This is a genomic window from Agathobaculum sp. TL06 (genome assembly GCF_054658635.1).
Window position 1 is genome coordinate 14,374 of the sequence record NZ_BAAGGY010000018.1, and the last position, 17,646, is coordinate 32,019.

Here is a 17,646-nt window from a genome sequence, read left to right on the forward strand (position 1 = left end):
AAAACAAAATGTTGGAAAGAGTATTCAAGCTGTCCGATAATAAGACCACCGTCCGGACCGAGGTCATGGCCGGCATCACCACGTTTATGACCATGGCGTATATCCTTGCGGTCAATCCAAGCATCCTCGGTTCGACCGGCATGGACCCGACCGCCGTCCTGCTCGCTACCGCGCTGGCTTCGTTCATCGGCACGGTGTGCATGGCGCTGATGGCCAACCTGCCGTTTGCCCTGTCCGCCGGCATGGGCCTGAACGCTTTTATGGCGTATACGGTCGTCGCCGGTTACGGCTACAGCTGGCAGGTCGCACTGCTCGCCGTCTTTATCGAGGGCCTGATCTTTGTCGTCCTCTCGCTGACCAATGTGCGCGAGGCAATCTTCAATGCGATCCCGCTGACGCTCAAGCGCGGCGTTTCCGTGGGCATCGGCCTGTTCATCGCCTTTATCGGCCTGCAGAACGCGGGGCTGTCTGTGGATTCCTCCACGCTCGTCACCATCACCAGCTTTACGGATAACTTCCATACCGCCGGCATCTGCGCGCTGCTCGCGCTGGTCGGCCTGTTCATCACCGCCGTGCTGTATATCCATCAGGTCAAGGGCGCTATCCTGTTCGGCATCCTGCTGACCTGGATCATCGGCATGGCCTGTCAGGGGATCGGCCTGTATGTTCCGGACGCGGAAGCGGGCTTTTATTCGCTGTTCCCCGTGTTTGGCATGACCGATTTCACCAAGCTCGGCCTGACGTTCGGCCAGTGCTTCAACGTGGACTTCAGCACGGTCGGCATCATCAACTTTATCGTTGTGATCTTCTCGTTCCTGTTTGTGGATATCTTCGATACCCTGGGTACGCTGATCGGCGTTGCCACCAAGGCGGATATGCTGGATAAGGACGGCAAGCTGCCCCGCATCAAGCCCGCCCTGCTGTCCGACGCGATCGCGACCTCTGCCGGCGCGGTACTCGGCACCTCGACCACGACGACGTTCGTCGAATCCGCCTCCGGCGTTGCGGTCGGCGGCCGTACCGGCCTGACCGCGCTCGTCACCGCCGGCCTGTTCCTGGTATCCACCCTGTTCGCGCCGATTTTCACCGCGATCCCCTCGTTCGCCACCGCGCCCGCGCTCATCATGGTCGGCTTCCTGATGGTCGGCACGGTAACGGAAATCCGCTTCGATCTGGACAACCTGACCGACGCCATTCCGGCTTACCTCGCCATCCTTTCGATGCCGCTGTTCTACAGCATCTCCGAGGGCATCTCCATGGGCATTATCTCCTATGTGCTGCTCAACCTGGCGGCCGGCAAGGGGAAGAAGGTTGCGCCGCTGATGTATGTACTGGCGGTCCTGTTCATCCTCAAATATATTTTCCTCTGAACCATTCGGGCAATGGAACGGGCGTCCGGCGCTGGGCCGGACGCCCGTTTTGCGCATCCCTGATTCAATAGAAAGCGGGACGTATCCGATCTTCATCGGTATGTCCCGCTTATTCCATCCATTCCACTTCACAGGGCTCGGGCAGAAAACGGAAGGCGATTGATATTTTCTGCCGTTTGACCCTGCCCCTTTCTGTTTTTTCATATGTACCCTGCCCTACTTCGATCCGCTCGATCAGTTCAAAGAGCAGCGGCGGCGTCAACTCGTCGATATCCTTATACCGATGGATCAGGGCGCGCAGATGCTCCTGCTGCCGCCGCAGGCCCGCATCTCCGGCATCCGGCTGCAACGCATCGCGCTGTTTTTGCAGCTGGGCTGTTTTCTGTTCGTATCTTTCGAGCAGCGGATAGAAATTTGTCCCTCCTATCCTACCCGCTGAACGATCCTCATAAAGCTGTGCGACCAGGCGCTGCATACGGGCCAGCTCCTGCTCCAGCTGCTCCCGCTCGCGTTCGGCTTCCTGCTCCCGCTCGGCCAACCGCAGGCGGCGGTTCAGGCGTTCAAACAGAGCGTCGCATTCCTCCTCGGACAGACAGACATACCGGCGCACCGCCTCCAGCACGCAGCGATACAGGCTCTCATACGCGATAAAATGATTGGAGCAGGCCGATGCGCCGTGCAGCTTGTATGCGCCGCAGGCCAGGTTCGCGGCCGATCCCTTTTTCCGCGTACCGACCGTGGACATGGCCTTGCCGCAGTCCATGCAAAACGCCAGGCCCGAAAAGAGATTTTCAAACGTCCCTTTCCGGCCGCAGCGGCGGGACGCGCGCTGGTGCTGTACCGTCTCAAAGGTCTGCACCGAGACCAGCGGCTCATGCCGTTCCGGCACAACGATCCATTCCTCCGGCCGCTTTTCCCGCGTTTTCTTACTCTTGAAGCTGATCTTATCCGTCTTCCCCTGCGCGATGCAGCCCAGATAGACCGTATCCCGCAGAATCCGGCTGACACTGCCCGCAGTCCATTCCTTGCGCTTTGAGTAACAGTCCGGATTCAGTTCGGGATGCGCCCGGCAGCGGTATACCGCGGGCGGCGGTTCCCCGCGCTCCCCCAGCCTCCGCGCGATCTCCGCCGGACGGGAGCCCGCCGCCGCCCAGATAAAGATCTGCCGCACGACCTGCGCCGCATGCCCGTCCGGAATCAGATGGTTTTTATCCCCGGGATCTTTTTGATACCCATAGGGTGCGAAATTCCCGACGAATTTCCCTTCCTGCATTTTCGCGTGCAGGGCGCTTCGGATCTTCCGGCTGGTATCGCGTGCATACATCTCATTGACGACGTTGCGGAACGGCGCCATATCGGTATCCGCCCGCGCGGTATCGAGCCCGTCATTGACCGCGATCAGGCGCACCCCCTGCTCTGGAAACACCAGTTCCAAATACCTGCCGATCTGGATATAATCGCGCCCCAGGCGGGACAGGTCCTTGACCAGCACGATATCGAACCGGTGCTGCTCCATATCGCGCAGCATGTCCTGAAAGCGAGGGCGGTCGAAGTTCGTCCCCGACCACCCATCGTCTACATACTCGTCCGCCACAGAGAAGCCTTGCCGTGCAGCATATTCCCGCAGCAGGGCGCGCTGGTTCTGGATGCTCTCGCTCTCACCCCGGTTGGCGTCATCGCGGCTCAGCCGCAGGTACAGTACCGCCCGATTGGCGGCAATACGATCATGCAAGCGGGTCGCCTCCCTTCGTTTGCCGCCTGCGGACGGTCACAACCGCCTATGTAGCTGTTTTCTCCATTTCAAATTGCGCGGCGATCACGTTCTCCAGCAACTCCAGCAAGGTACTGCCGTGCTGCGCCGGACGCGCTTTAGGCTTGGGGTCAGTCATGTGCATACCTCCCTTTACATTTTTGTATGTAAGTGCTCTCATAGCTATAATATGTATGTGCCAGCTGCCCGATTACGGTTTTCGGCGGCAAACGCAGCATTTTCCGCACTTTCCCCGCCGTTTTTTCACTACATAAGATAAAACAGCGAACAAAAAGTTCGCATCCACTTTTTCCCCAAGCATGTGCATGGGGTTTGGATGCAACGCCTGCGGCGTTGTCGGCTGCCGCATCATCGACTCCCCGCGTGAGCGTCTGATCGCCATGCTCACCAACTCGTTCGCCCCCTGCAACGGGCGCTTCCCGCTGCTGATCTTCCTCTGCTCGGTCTTTTTTGCCGGCAGCGCCGCCGGCGGCTCCCTGCTGCTGACCGCGGTCATCGCAGGCAGCGTGCTGCTCACGCTCGCCGCCTCCCGCCTGCTCTCCGCGACGATACTGAAAGGGGTTCCCTCCTCCTTCACCCTCGAGCTGCCCCCCTACCGTGCGCCGCAGATCAGCAGGGTCATCCTGCGCAGCATATTCGACCGCACCCTGTTCGTCCTGGGTCGGGCGGCGGCGGTTGCCGCGCCCGCCGGACTGGTGATCTGGCTGCTCGCCAATATCACAGTCGGCGGCATTCCGATTTTCCGCCATCTGACCGCTTTCCTCGACCCCTTTGCGCGGCTGCTCGGCCTGGATGGGGTCATTCTGCTGGCCTTCGTGCTGGGCTTCCCTGCCAACGAGCTGGTCATGCCGCTGATCGTGATGGGCTATCTGGCAACCGGTACGCTCGCGGACGTCGCCGACCTTGCCTCGTTCCATACCCTGCTGCTCGCCAACGGCTGGACGCTGACGACCGCACTCTGCACGCTGCTCTTTGCTGTTGCGCACTGGCCCTGCTCCACCACCTGTCTGACGATCTGGAAGGAATGCCGCAGCGTCAAATGGACGCTTGCCGCCATCGCCTTGCCAACGGTTTTCGGCTGTGCGCTGTGTTTTATCGTGCATACCGCGAGCCTTTTGCTGGGCTTTGCCTGAAAAAAACCGCCCTGTCCAGGGCGGTTTTTCTTATACCGGCGTTTTGGTCCGCGCCAGCGTATCAATCGCGGAATTCCAGCAGCTTATACGCGGGAAGCTCCAGCGCGTCCGCGATATCGAACAGGGTATCCATTGACGCGCCCGCTGTCGCGCCCTCGATTTTTGCGATCGTGGACCGGTCCACATCGATCACCTCCGCCAGTCCCTCCTGCGTGAAATGCCGGTCTTTCCGGTAGTATGCGACATTAAGCCCAAACTTCCTGTATTTATCGGAATGCCTGAAATCCATTCTTATCACCTCATGGTAATAAGTCTACCCATGTAACGCCCTGATAAGAATATCATGCTATTCTACTTTTGTGCGTTTACACTCACCATTTGTTGAGTTAAACTCCACAAATGCCTATTTTTATTCCACAAAAATACAAAGAAGGGGATTTTATCATGCTGCGGCGCTCCCACAGGGGCGGAACGGGAACATTTGTTTTCCCTCTGTTTTTATGCTATACTGGTTTTGTATCTCCATCATGAAACGAGGAAACCTATGGAACCGACCAAATTCGACCTGAAGTACGCGTCCATACGGCGCGCCGTTATAGAGCAGCACTTTTCTTCCCTGAATGAAATGCAGCGCAAGGCGGTATTTGCCACCGAGGGGCCGCTGCTTATCCTTGCGGGCGCGGGCAGCGGCAAAACCACTGTGCTTATCAACCGCATCATCAATATCCTGCGCTTTGGCGAGGGGCTGGACAGCCCCTATGCGCCCGCGGGCGCCTCTGAGGAGGACCTGCTGTTCCTCACCGAATACCTGACCGACCCCCGGCCGGAAAATCGGGAACACGCGGAGCGGCTGTGCGCCATGCATCCGGCAAAGCCGTGGGAGGTCATCGCGATCACGTTCACCAACAAGGCCGCGCGCGAACTGCGCGAACGCCTGCAGGCCGCGCTGGGAGACGAGGAGGCCGCCTCCGCCGTCTGGGCCTACACGTTCCATACCGCCTGCCTGCGCATCCTGCGGCGCCATGTCGACCTGCTCGGCTTTGAGACCGCTTTCACCATCTATGACGAGGACGATAAAAAGCGCGTCGTCACGAACGTGATGAAATCGCTCAATCTGGATACCAAAACGTTCGACCCGCGCACCGTCATGAGCATGATCAGCCGCGCCAAGGACAAGCTGATGACCCCCAGGCAGTTCCGCGCGGACGCGGCGGGCGACTACTTCCGCGAAAAGGTCGCGGAGGTGTACCAGCTTTACGAAAAGGAAATGAAAAAGGCCTGCGCGCTTGATTTCGACGACATTATCATGAAAACCGTCCTCCTGCTGCAGAGCAATCCGGATGTGCTGGAATACTACCAGCGCAAATTCCGCTATGTGCTGGTGGACGAGTATCAGGACACCAACTACGCCCAGTATGTGCTGACCAGCCTGCTGGCGGGCTATTACGAGAACATCTGCGTTGTCGGGGATGACGACCAATCCATTTACAAGTTCCGAGGGGCCACCATTACCAATATCCTTGAATTTGAAAAGCAGTTCAAGGACGCGAAAACCATCCGTCTGGAGCAGAACTACCGCTCGACCGGCAATATCCTGAACGCCGCAAACGAGGTCATCCGCAACAATGTCGGCCGCAAGGGCAAGGAGCTGTGGACCGACCACGGCGACGGCGCCAAGATCCGCCTGCACCGCTCGGACAGCCAGGAGGGCGAGGCCGCCTACATCGCGGATACCATCCGCGAGGGAGTGGAGCAGGGACATCGCTGGGGCGATTTCGCGGTGCTGTACCGCAACAACGTCCTGTCGGACAATATCGCGGCCGCGTTCATCCGCGCGGGCATCCCCTACCGTGTGTACAAGGGACGCGACTTCTTCTCGCGCGCCGAGGTGCGCGATATGTTCGCTTACCTGTGGGTGCTGGAAAATCCGGCGGACGAGCTGCGCCTGCGCCGCATCATCAATGTACCCGCGCGCAAGATCGGCGACAAATCGGTTGAAACGGCATCACAGCTCGCTGTGGAAAACGGCGTGACACTGTACGAAACGGTGTGCCATGCGTCGGACTATCCCGCCCTGTCGCGCGGCGCGGCGGCGATGGAAAAATTCGGTGAGATGATGGAAAACCTGCGGAAGCAGAAGGAGTTCCTCTCCCTTTCCGAGCTGTACGACGGGCTGCTCGACCAGACCGGCTACCTCGCCGCGCTGGAAGCCAAGGGCGGCGCGGAGGAGCAGGGCCGTATCGAGCATATCGAAGAGCTTAAATCCTACATCGTCAGCTATGAAAACGACCATGACGACGCTTCCCTGGCGGGCTTCCTTGAGGAAATGGCGCTGTACACAGACGCCGACCAGTCCGGCGAGGAGGAGGACGCGGTCCTGATGATGACCATGCACTCGGCCAAGGGGCTGGAATTTCCGGTCGTATTCCTCGCGGGCATGGAGGACGGCCTGTTTCCCGGCTTCCGCGCAATGGAGCGCGACGAGGATATGGAGGAGGAGCGCCGCCTGTGCTATGTCGCGGTGACGCGCGCCAAGGAGCAGTTATACCTGACCTGTGCCGAACGGCGCATGCTGTACGGCCGCACTCAATACGCGCATCCCTCCCGCTTTATCGACGAGATGCCGCGCGAGCTGCTCGACAGCAACATCGTGGAGCGCCGCATGTTCCAGCAGGCCACCCAGCCCGACCCTGGGCTGTCCCGCGCGCAGGTCGCGCGGGCGCGTTATGTTTCCCCTGCCGCGGCCGCCCCCTCCTTTGCCGCTCCCGCGGCACAGCCGGCCGGCTCCCCCCTGCCCGATTTCTCCGCCGGCTGCCGCGTGCGCCACAAGGCATTCGGCGATGGGATGGTCGTTTCGGTCAAGCCCATGGGCGGCGACGCGCTGCTCGAAATCGCCTTCGACCAGAAAGGCACCAAGCGGTTAATGGCAAAATCGGCCGCGCAGTTTATGCAGAAGCTGGATTAGGCCGCCCGCTCTTTTGACAGCCTGCCTATGGTCGGACGCTCTTCCTGCCGCCGTTTTCCCCACCATAGAAACAGCAAGGCGGGCTGTCCCTCAACGGACAGCCCGCCTATTCCATCAGCTTTTCCCGCAGCGCCTGGATCGCGCGTTTTTCAATGCGCGACACCTGCACCTGCGATACGCCGATAATCCTAGACACCTGCTGCTGGGTCAGGTCGCGCGAGAAACGCAGCGCCAACACCTGCCGGTCGCGCTCCGGCAGCGTCCGCAGCGCCTCGCCCAGGGACAAATACAGGCAGGCGCGCTCCTCCATGCCCTCGTCGCCTACAATATCGCCCAGCCGCCCGCCGCCGGACAGCTCGCGTTCAAAGGAGTCCACGGCTACGTCCGCCTGCTCGCACGCGGCAATCTCTTCCACGGTCAAACCGGCGGCTTCCGCCAGCTCGGACACGGTTGGCGAACGACCGGTTCTGCTTTCCAGCTCGCTTTGGATGCGCCGCACCCGCACCGACCGCTCCTTGACCGCCCTGCTGACCTTGACCGCGCCGTCGTCCCGCAGGAAGCGCCGGATCTCGCCCGCGATCTTGGGTACCGCATAGGTGGAAAACTCGTTGCCCAGCGCTGGGTCAAAGCCGCGAACCGCCTTGATAAAGCCCACGCAGGCGAGCTGGTACAGATCGTCCGGTTCGGCGCCGCGCCCATAGTAACGCCGCGCAATCGACCAGATCAGCCCGCTGTTTTCCTCGATCAGCCGCGCTTCCGCGCCGCGGTCGCCCGCGGCGGCCTGTTCCAGCAGGCCGCGCATGCCGGTCGTCACGCGCCGCGCTCCTTAAGTACCTTAACCATGGTCACCATCGTCCCCTTGCCGGGCGTGGAGCGCACGCGCAGCTTGTCCGTAAAGGTTTCCATGATGGTGAAGCCCATGCCGCTGCGCGTATCGTCGCCGGTCGTGAACATGGGCTGGCGCGCCTGCTCAACGTTCTCTATGCCGCGTCCGGCGTCCTTTACCTTGAGCTCCAGCACCCGCCCTTCCAGCAGGCGCACCGCGACCGTGATAAAGCCGGCCTTATCCGCGTAGCCGTGTACGATCGCGTTTGTGACCGCCTCGCTCACCACGGTTTTGATATCGCCCAGCTCCTCCATCGTGGGATCGAGCTGCGCCACGAACGCGCCTACCGACTGCCGCGCGAACGCCTCATTGACCGAGCGGCTTTCAAATTTCAGGCTCATTTTGTTAACGACAGCGCGCATCTTATTCCCCCCTCTCAAAAATCATAACCTGCGGCAGTCCCGCGGCCTCGAACACGCGCATGGGCTGCGGCGGCGCGCCCCGCACGATAAATTCATAGCCGCTGCGCGCGCAGGTACGGTGCAGGTGCAGCACGACCGCCAATCCCGAACTGTCCATGAACGTCAGTCCGGACAGGTTGAGGATCAGCTTTTCGCAGGGGTAAAGCACAAGCAGGTCCTCTGCCTGCTCGATGGCCGCGCGCGCCGCATGGTGGTCCAGCTCGCCGGAAAGCGAGATCATCAGCGTACCGTCCCGCTCGGCCTGTGTGATATGCAGCATATATGTTCACCTCGTTTGTTCTCCCAAAAAGAAAAAGGCCTGTACCCTTGTACAAGCCTTATATTACCAATATTTAACTGTTTATTCTGCCGTTTTTTGTCGTGTCCGCAGGATTTTTTCGGCCTCTCCAACCAGAAACAGCGAGCCGCACACCAGGATGCAGTCCTCGTGCGAGGCATTCCCCAGCGCCGCGGCCAGCGCACGCTCTACCGTATGGCAGTCATACACCTCGGCGCAGTCCTGCTCCGCCAGCGCGGCGACCGTCTGTTCATTCAGGGAACGGTCCTCCGCATCCGGCGCGCAGGCATAGAACACGTCCGCGCGCCGCGCCATCCGCCGCACGCAGACCTCGTACTCCTTATCCCGCACCATGCCCATGACCACATGCAGGCGGCGCATTTTGAGCAGCTCGTCCACCGTGCGGCAGAGCGCCTCTATCCCCGCCTCGTTATGCGCCCCGTCGAGCAGGACGAGCGGCTGGTCCACCACGCGCTCCAGGCGGCCCGGCATGCGCGCCCGCGCCAGACCGCGCACCGCGGCCTCCGCCGGTATCTCCCACCCGCGCTCCCGCAGAGCGTCCACCGTGCGCAGCGCGGTCATCGCGTTCTGCAGCTGGTGGCGGCCGGGCATGGCGACAGTGTAGCCCTGCCCCCGGCAGACAAAGGCCGAACCGTCGATGCCGCAGCGCAGCAGGCGGCATTCGCGCTCCCCCTCATACCACACCGCACCCAGCGCTTCGCACGCATGGCGGACCACGACCCGCGCTTCCTCCGGCTGGCCGTCCGCACACACCACAGCGGACGCCGGCTTGATGATCGCGGCCTTTTCCCCCGCGATCTCGGCCACCGTATCGCCCAGCACCGCCATGTGGTCGCGGGAAATCGGAGTGATGACGCTGACCTCGGTGGTCCGCACCACATTGGTCGCGTCGCACCGGCCGCCCAGTCCGGTTTCCAGCACTACAATGTCGCAGCCCTGTTCCGCAAAATACCGGAACGCCAGCGCGGTGGTAAACTCAAATTCCCCAATCGTCTCCCCAGCCGGCAGGGACAGGCCTTTCGCCGCAGCCGCCACCTTTCCGGACAGCCGTGTGAGGTCGCCGTCCGATATCAGCGCGCCGTTTACGCGGATGCGCTCATGGAACTGCACCAGATACGGCGAGGTATACAGCCCCACCCGATAGCCCGCAGCCTGCAGGACCGACGCGGTCATGCACGCGGTCGAGCCCTTGCCGTTCGTACCCGCGATATGGACGAAGCGCAGCCCGTCCTGCGGGTCCCCCAGCGCCGCGCACAGCGCGCAGATGCGGTGCAGCCCCGGCCTGCCGGTAAAGCGGCCGAGGGAGTGGATGTAGTCAATTGCTGTTTTCAATATTATGGTATCCATACAAGACCTCTTTTTTATTCCTCGATTTTGCAGATACGCGCTGTCCACGAGGATATGCGCCTGCCGTTTCGGAACGACACCCCAACGTTTTCATACGTCTGCCCGTCGAGCTGGCGCAGCGTTTCCGTACCGCTGTATCCGCCCTCCGCAGAGCGGTACATCGATACGATGCACGGCCCGACGATCTCAAAAGTGCCGCGCAGCGTCCCCAGCGCGGGGTTGTACGATTCCCAGCAAAGCGTATCCGGCGTTTCCGTATGCGCGATGCGGTAGCTGTTGGAAAACCGAACCGGCGGGTCGGACTGTACGGTGAGCGTGCCTGTCAGCGTCCATTCGGATGCCGTGCGCCGCATCTGCACCTCTCCCGTTAACGGGAACGACCGCCCCTCCGCATCATAATAGGCGCCGCCGGCTGTCCATACTGCGGTTTGTGAAAAATAAGTATGCTCCATGCCTTTGTCTCCGGACTCCGTTTTATTCAGTATTATAACACACTTTTACAAAAAGAAAAGGAGGAAGCGCGGCTTCCTCCTTTTTCCCCTGTTTGTTTTATCCCAGCGCGGCGATGGACTCTTCAAGTTTTGCGAGGTGCTCGCGCAGCTTTTCCGCCTTCTCCCGCTCGACCGCGACGACCTTTTCCGGCGCCTTTTGGGTAAAGCTCGGGTTATCCAGCTTTTTCATCACAAACGCGATGTCGTCCTCGACCTTGGCCTTCTCCTTTTCGAGACGCGCGCGCTCGGCGGCGAAATCGATCAGGTCGCCCATCGGCATATAGAGCTGCGCGTCGCCCGTGACGACGCTTGCCATTTTGGCCGCGTCCGCGGGTACCGCATCCACCAGCTCGATCGCGGAAGCATAGGCCAGCTTGGGGAAGAAGCCCGCGCCGGCGGCGAAGGTATCGCGCTTCTCGGTCAGGATCAGCACCTTGGCCTTTTTGGAGGGCGGCACGTTCATCTCGCTGCGGCGGTTGCGGATCGCGCGCACCGCGTCCATCAGGGTCTCCATCTGCGCTTCCTCCGCGGCAAAGCGCAGCGTTTCGTCATACTGCGGCCACTGGGACACCATCACCGACGGCCCCTCGTGCGGCAGCGCCTGCCAGATGGTTTCGGTGATGAACGGCATGAACGGATGCAGCAGCTGCATCGCGCCCGACAGCACATAGCACAGCACCTGCTGCACCTTCTCGTCGCCCGCCTGCAGGCGGGTCTTGGCGATCTCGATATACCAGTCGCAGAAGTTGTCCCAGATAAAGTCGTTCAGCTTCGCGGCGGCCAGACCCAGCTCGTACTGGTCGATGTTGCGGGTGACCTCGGCCACCAGCGTGTTGTATTTGGAAACGATCCACTTGTCCTCAAGCGCGAGGTCGGCGGGCAGCGACGCCGCCCTGTCCCTGTCGATCGTCAGGTTCATCTGGATGAAGCGAGACGCGTTCCAGATCTTGTTGCAGAAGTTGCGGCTCGCCTCGACGCGCTCGGTCGAGAAGCGCATGTCGTTTCCGGGGCTGTTGCCGGTCGCGAGCGTGAAGCGCAGCGCATCCGCGCCGTACTGGTCGATGACCTCCAGCGGGTCGATGCCGTTGCCCAGCGATTTGGACATCTTGCGCCCCTGCGCATCGCGCACCAGACCGTGAATATACACAGTCTCGAACGGCGTCTCGCCCATATGCTCGACGCCCGAAAAGATCATGCGGGCCACCCAGAAGAAGATGATATCGTACCCCGTGACCAGCGTGGAGGTCGGGTAGAAGTAGTCAAGCTCCGGCGTCTTTTCCGGCCAGCCGAGCGTGGAGAACGGCCACAGTGCGGACGAGAACCAGGTATCCAGCACATCCTCCTCCTGGCGGACATTTTTGCTGCCGCACTTCGGGCAGACGTGGATGTCTTCCTTGGAGACGGTCATTTCGCCGCAGTCGTCGCAGTAAAACGCCGGAATGCGGTGGCCCCACCAGAGCTGACGCGAGATGCACCAGTCATGCACGTTCTCCATCCAGCGCAGGTAGGTCTTGGCGAAGCGGTCCGGCACGAATTTAGTCTTGCCCTCGTGTACCACGTCCATCGCGGGCTTTGCCAGCGGCGCCATCTTGACGAACCACTGGGCCGAGGTCATCGGCTCAACGGTCGTGCCGCAGCGGTAGCAGGTGCCGACGTTGTGCTCGTGGTCCTCGGTCTTGACGAGATAGCCGCCATCTTCCAAATCCTTAATAACCGCCTTGCGGCACTCGTAGCGGTCCATGCCCTCATACTTGCCGCCGTTTTCGTTGACGGTCGCGTCCTCGTTGAACACAAGGATCTGCTCGAGGTCGTGGCGCTGGCCCATCTCGAAGTCGTTCGGGTCGTGGCAGGGCGTGACCTTGACGCAGCCCGTGCCGAATTCCATATCGACATACTCATCCCCGAAGATCGGGATTTCGCGGTTCATGATGGGCAGGATGCAGGTCTTGCCGATCAAATGCTGATAGCGCTCGTCGTTCGGGTTGACGGCTACGCCGGTGTCGCCCATAAAGGTCTCCGGACGGGTGGTGGCAACCACCAGGTCGCCCGAGCCGTCCGCCAGCGGGTAACGGATGTGCCACAGCTTGCCCGGCTGGGTTTCGTACTCAACCTCGGCGTCCGAAAGCGCGGTCGCACAGTGCGGACACCAGTTGATGATGCGGTGTCCCTTGTAGATCAGGCCCTTGTCATACAGGTTGACGAACACCTCGCGCACGGCCTTGGAGCAGCCCTCGTCCATAGTGAAGCGCTCGCGTTCCCAGTCGCAGGAGGAGCCGAGCTTTTTGAGCTGGCTGATGATGCGGTTGCCGTACTGGTGCTTCCAGTCCCACACGCGTTCGAGGAACTTCTCACGGCCGAGGTCATAGCGGGTCTTGCCCTCCTCCTTGCGGAGCGTCTCCTCCACCTTGATCTGGGTGGCGATGCCCGCATGGTCGGTGCCGGGCATCCACAGCGCCTCATAGCCCTGCATGCGCTTGGTGCGGATGAGGATGTCCTGCAGCGTTTCATCGAACGCATGGCCCATGTGGAGCTGGCCGGTCACGTTCGGGGGCGGGATAACGATGGTGTAGGGTTTCTTGTCCGGATTGACCTCGGCGTGGAAAAAGCCGGAATCGTTCCAGAAGCTGTACAGCTTGTCCTCGACCGATTTCGGGTCGTAGGTCTTTGGCAGTTCGCTCATTGGTCTGTCTCCTTTTCGGTTTGATTGCGGAAAACAAAAAAGCACGCTGTCCGTACAGGACGAAGCGTGCTCCGTGGTACCACCTGAATTCGCGGCAATGCCGCCGCGCACTCGTTTGCCCGTAACGTGGGCGGGACGGGACAGCCTACTGGCATTCGGCCTCCTGCTCCAAAGCGACTTTCTTCCCTCCGCCCAAGGGCTTGCACCAACCGCCCTCTCTCTGCAGCGCGCGAAGCGGGAATACTCCTCTTTTTCATCGCATTTTGCATATTAACTTTAATAGTATATCCAAAAACCGCGGATTTGTCAAGCGATGCGGCACACCCTCTTTCCCGTCTGTCAAAAAAACCGTGTCTTCCGCTTGCAATTCCCCGAAAGATGTGGTTTAATATTACTGTCTATGAATACCAAACTGCGATGAACAGGGAAAGTAACGCCATTCCCCTCTTTTCAGAGAAGGCGGCCTTTGGCTGCAAGCCGCCCAAAGAGGCATGACGCGAAGTTCCCCTGCGAGCACCGGCGCTGAACGGCTTTTCCAGTAGGCGCAGGCGGGTTGACGCCCCGTTACCGGCGTTCAATGAGCGCCCGGCTCCGGCTGGGAATCAGGGTGGTACCACGGAAGCTGCTTTTACGCCTTTCGTCCCTAATCCATGGGACGAAAGGCTTTTATTTTGTCCCAAACGCTGATTTTTCATATAAAAAGGAGAGGCAACCATGAAAGAAAAGCTGCAAGGCATCCTGCAGTCCGCAAAGGAACAGCTTGCCGCCGCCGCGGACCCGCGCGCACTTGACGAGGCGCGCGTCAAGTTCCTTGGCAAAAAAGGAGAGCTGACCGCGCTCCTCAAGGGTATGAAGGACGTTGCCGCGGAGGAGCGCCCGGCCGTAGGCCAGCTCATCAACGACGTGCGCGCCGAGATCGAAACCATCATCGAAAAGCAGAAGCAGGTCATTGAGCAGGCCGCGCTCGCGCACAAGCTGGAAGCCGAAACGATCGACGTGACCCTGCCGGGCGAGGAAGTCGTGATCGGCAAAAAGCATCCGCTCAACATCGTGCTGGACGAGTTCAAGGAAATTTTCCTCGGCCTGGGCTTCTCGATCGCGGAGGGTCCGGAGGTCGAGCTTGACCACTACAATTTCGAAGCACTCAACATCCCCAAGGACCATCCCGCGCGCGACACGCAGGACACCTTCTATATCTCGGACAACGTGGTGCTGCGCACGCAGACCTCCCCGATGCAGGTGCGCACGATGGAGAAGAAAAAGCCGCCCATCCGCATCATCGCGCCCGGCCGTGTGTACCGCTCGGACGCGGTGGACGCGACCCACTCCCCGCTGTTCCACCAGATCGAGGGCCTGGTCGTCGATAAGGGCATCCGCATGTCCGACCTCAAGGGCATCCTCGAACTGTTCGCCAAAAAGCTGTACGGCGAGGACACGGTCGTCCGCTTCCGTCCGCACCACTTCCCGTTCACCGAGCCGTCGGCGGAAATGGACATCCAGTGCTACCGCTGCCACGGCGAAGGCTGCCCGCTCTGCAAGGGCGAGGGCTGGATCGAGATCCTCGGCTGCGGCATGGTACACCCCAAGGTGCTTGAGATGAGCGGCATCGATCCGGAGGAATACTCGGGCTACGCGTTCGGCATCGGCCTGGAGCGCATGGTCATGGGCCGCTTCAAGATCGACGACATCCGCCTGTTCTATGAGAACGACGTGCGGTTTTTGGAGCAATTTTGATATACTCGATCGAATCTACAGTTTCGATCGAAAAGTAAAATGCGCGCCTGACGGCGCAAACGCGCTACATTGCGCGGTACCCTTACTTTCAAATAATAAAGGAGCGCTTATCTGTTATGAAACTGCCGCTTTCCTGGCTTTCGGATTATACCGATATTTCCGGCGTCACGCCCAAGGAGTATGACGCACGGCTTACCATGTCCGGCTCCAAGGTCGAGGAGGTCTGCTACCTCGGCGCGGAGATCGAAAACGTCGTGACCGGCAAGGTGCTGTCGGTCGTCGACCATCCGGATTCCGACCATCTCAAAATCTGCCAGATTGACGTGGGGCAGGGCGAGCCTGTCCAGATCGTCACCGGCGCGCCCAACGTGACCCCCGATTCGGTGGGCGAGGTCTGTCCGGTCGCACTGCACAAGTCCACCCTGCCCGGCGGGGTCAAGATCACCAAAGGCAAGCTGCGCGGCGAGGTCTCCAACGGCATGATGTGCTCGTTCCAGGAGCTGGGCCTGACCCACGGCTGCGTACCCTATGCGTGCGAGAACGGCATCCTGTTCCTGCCCGCGGGTACTCCGGTGGGCGAGGATATCAAAAAGGTGCTCGGCCTGGACGAATATGTCGCGGATTTTGAGATCACCTCCAACCGTCCGGACTGTCTGAGCGTTATCGGCCTGGCGCGCGAGACCGCCGCGACCTTTGACCGCCCGTTCGCAGTCAAGCCCCCCCTGGTCAAGGGCGTGGGCGACGATATCAACAAGTATATGTCGGTCGAGGTCAAGGACCCCGACCTGTGTCCGCGCTACACCGCGCGTCTGGTGCGCAATATCAAGATCGAGCCGTCGCCCGCGTGGATGCGCGAGCGCCTGCACGCCTGCGGTGTGCGCCCGATCAACAACATCGTCGATATCACCAACTACGTCATGCTCGAGTACGGCCAGCCCATGCACGCGTTCGACTATTCCTGCCTGTCGGACGGCAAGATCGTCGTGCGCCGCGCGCGTAACGGCGAGTCCATCCAGACCCTGGACGGCCAGGACCACGACCTGACCGACAAAATGCTCGCCATCTGCGACAACGACAAGCCGGTCGCGGTCGCGGGCGTGATGGGCGGCGCGAACTCCGAGATCGAAGACGACACCAAGACTGTCGTATTCGAGTCCGCCTGCTTCCACGGCGCAACCGTGCGCGTGACCGCAAAGGCGCTCGGCATGCGCACCGAGGCCTCCGGCCGCTTTGAGAAAGGGCTGGACCCGCGCATGACGCTCGACGCGGTCAACCGCGCGTGCGAGCTGGTCGAAGAACTGGGCGCGGGTGAAGTGATCGACGGTATTATCGACGTCGATCATTCCGATCCCGCTCCCAAGCGTCTGCCCTTCGAGCCGGACAAGATAAACGCGCTGCTCGGCCTGTCCCTGACCGCCGCGGAGCAGCAGGGCTATCTGGAAAAGCTGGGCTTCGCCATCGAGGGCGGCGAGGTCGTCGTGCCGAGCTTCCGCACGGACATCGCGCGCATGTGCGATCTGGCCGAGGAGGTCGCGCGCATGTACGGCTACGATAAAATACCGACCACGCTGTACGCGGGCGAAATGGTGCAGGGCGAATACACGCCCAGGCAGCAGGCCGAGCGCGCCGCGTCGCTGGTGTGCCGCGAGGCGGGCTTTGACGAGGCCATGAGCCACTCGTTCATCTCCCCGAAGTTCTACGACATGATCGGCTGGGCCGCGGACGACCCGCGCCGTATCTCCACCACCATCCTCAACCCCCTGGGCGAGGATTTCAGCGTCATGCGCACCACCGTGCTGCCCTCCATGCTGCAGTCGCTCGCGCACAACCATGCGCACCGCAACCCGACCGCATCGCTGTTTGAGCTGGGTACGATCTACACCCCGTCCGTCAAGGAGGGCAAGGCCGATCCGGATGTACTCCCGCATGAGGAAAAGATGCTTACGCTCGGTTCGTACGGCCGGCTGTCCTTCTTCCAGTTCAAGGGTGTGATCGAGGCGCTGTGCCGCGAGCTGAACATCAAGGATGTGCAGTTCGCTTCGGAAAAGAACAACCCGTCCTATCACCCGGGCCGCTGCGCCAACGTGCTGATCGGCGGCGCGCCGGCAGGCGTATTCGGCACCATCCATCCGACCGTCGCGGGCCGCTATGGTCTGTCCGGCGAGGTGCTGGCGGCTGAGCTGCGTATGGACGCGCTGTTCACGGCCATCGATCCCGACAAGCTGTATCACCCGCTGCCCAAGTTCCCGTCCTCCACGCGCGATATCGCGGTGCTGGTGGACGACGCGGTTCCGGCGGCCTCCATGCAGGCTGCGATCGAGCAGGCCGCGGGCGCGATCCTTGAGTCGGTCAAGCTGTTCGACGTGTACAAGGGCAAGGGCATTCCGGAGGGCAAAAAATCCGTGGCCTACTCGCTGTCCATGCGTGCGCCCGACCGCACGCTGACCGACGAGGAGTGCGACAAGGCGATGAAGAACGCGCTGGCGGCGCTCGAAAAGTCATTCGGCGCGGCCCTGCGCAGCTGATAACAGACCGGTTTTCCGAAAGCG

Annotated in this window: 12 protein-coding genes, 1 pseudogene and 2 other annotated features; of the genes and pseudogenes, 5 read left to right on the forward strand and 8 right to left on the reverse strand. The window is 61.0% G+C overall.

From position 1 onward, the window contains the following. Positions 1-8 precede the first annotated feature (8 nt). The gene (locus ACYQ3S_RS11435; protein ID WP_459689238.1) at positions 9-1,370 is read left to right on the forward strand and encodes an NCS2 family permease; all 1,362 of its coding nucleotides are present in this window, start codon (positions 9-11) and stop codon (positions 1,368-1,370) included. A 109-nt stretch (positions 1,371-1,479) separates the two neighbouring features. Here ACYQ3S_RS11435 and ACYQ3S_RS11440 read toward each other — a convergent pair whose 3' ends face one another. Next, positions 1,480-3,102: a recombinase family protein gene (locus ACYQ3S_RS11440; RefSeq protein ID WP_459689239.1), complete on the reverse strand. Its 1,623-nt coding sequence runs from the start codon at positions 3,100-3,102 to the stop codon at positions 1,480-1,482. Between the two features lie 335 nt (positions 3,103-3,437). Here ACYQ3S_RS11440 and ACYQ3S_RS11445 point away from each other — a divergent pair. Next, a pseudogene (locus ACYQ3S_RS11445) lies at positions 3,438-4,274 on the forward strand (nucleoside recognition domain-containing protein); the annotation flags it as partial. 61 nt (positions 4,275-4,335) lie between these two features. On the opposite strand, the gene ACYQ3S_RS11450 reads toward ACYQ3S_RS11445, so the two are convergent. Then, entirely contained in the window at positions 4,336-4,563 is a 228-nt protein-coding gene (locus tag ACYQ3S_RS11450) for a helix-turn-helix transcriptional regulator (RefSeq protein ID WP_459689240.1), read from the reverse strand. A gap of 255 nt (positions 4,564-4,818) precedes the next feature. On the opposite strand from ACYQ3S_RS11450, the gene ACYQ3S_RS11455 reads away from it, so the two are divergent. Beyond that, positions 4,819-7,239 carry an ATP-dependent helicase gene (locus tag ACYQ3S_RS11455; RefSeq protein WP_459689242.1) on the forward strand — a complete coding sequence of 807 codons (2,421 nt, stop codon included), beginning with the start codon at positions 4,819-4,821 and terminating at the stop codon, positions 7,237-7,239. A gap of 106 nt (positions 7,240-7,345) precedes the next feature. On the opposite strand, the gene ACYQ3S_RS11460 is transcribed toward ACYQ3S_RS11455, so the two are convergent. The 6 genes from ACYQ3S_RS11460 to ACYQ3S_RS11485 all read right to left on the reverse strand — a co-directional run bounded on the left by ACYQ3S_RS11460 (position 7,346) and on the right by ACYQ3S_RS11485 (position 13,363). Continuing rightward, a complete protein-coding gene (locus tag ACYQ3S_RS11460) occupies positions 7,346-8,053 on the reverse strand; it encodes a sigma-70 family RNA polymerase sigma factor (protein WP_459689244.1) in 708 nt (235 codons plus the stop codon). Continuing rightward, positions 8,050-8,487, reverse strand: a complete 438-nt coding sequence (gene spoIIAB / locus ACYQ3S_RS11465; RefSeq protein ID WP_054326378.1) for an anti-sigma F factor — start codon at positions 8,485-8,487, stop codon at positions 8,050-8,052. The genes ACYQ3S_RS11460 and spoIIAB overlap by 4 nt, the downstream gene beginning before the upstream one ends. Before the next feature lies 1 nt (position 8,488). Beyond that, on the reverse strand, positions 8,489-8,806 hold the full coding sequence (locus tag ACYQ3S_RS11470; RefSeq protein ID WP_054326377.1) for an anti-sigma factor antagonist: 318 nt from the start codon (positions 8,804-8,806) through the stop codon (positions 8,489-8,491). An 81-nt stretch (positions 8,807-8,887) separates the two neighbouring features. Further along, the gene (locus ACYQ3S_RS11475) at positions 8,888-10,192 is read right to left on the reverse strand and encodes a bifunctional folylpolyglutamate synthase/dihydrofolate synthase (protein ID WP_459689246.1); all 1,305 of its coding nucleotides are present in this window, start codon (positions 10,190-10,192) and stop codon (positions 8,888-8,890) included. A 14-nt stretch (positions 10,193-10,206) separates the two neighbouring features. Further along, a complete protein-coding gene (locus tag ACYQ3S_RS11480) occupies positions 10,207-10,644 on the reverse strand; it encodes a hypothetical protein (protein WP_459689248.1) in 438 nt (145 codons plus the stop codon). Between the two features lie 97 nt (positions 10,645-10,741). Beyond that, entirely contained in the window at positions 10,742-13,363 is a 2,622-nt protein-coding gene (locus tag ACYQ3S_RS11485) for a valine--tRNA ligase (protein ID WP_459689250.1), read from the reverse strand. A 52-nt stretch (positions 13,364-13,415) separates the two neighbouring features. Then, positions 13,416-13,629: a binding site (T-box leader), on the reverse strand. A 142-nt stretch (positions 13,630-13,771) separates the two neighbouring features. Then, positions 13,772-14,011: a binding site (T-box leader), on the forward strand. A 66-nt stretch (positions 14,012-14,077) separates the two neighbouring features. On the opposite strand from ACYQ3S_RS11485, the gene pheS reads away from it, so the two are divergent. Together pheS and pheT are read left to right on the forward strand one after the other, a co-directional pair. Beyond that, a complete protein-coding gene (pheS, locus tag ACYQ3S_RS11490) occupies positions 14,078-15,097 on the forward strand; it encodes a phenylalanine--tRNA ligase subunit alpha (protein WP_459689252.1) in 1,020 nt (339 codons plus the stop codon). Between the two features lie 116 nt (positions 15,098-15,213). After that, a complete protein-coding gene (gene pheT, locus ACYQ3S_RS11495) occupies positions 15,214-17,622 on the forward strand; it encodes a phenylalanine--tRNA ligase subunit beta (protein ID WP_459689254.1) in 2,409 nt (802 codons plus the stop codon). The last annotated feature ends 24 nt before the right edge of the window (positions 17,623-17,646 follow it).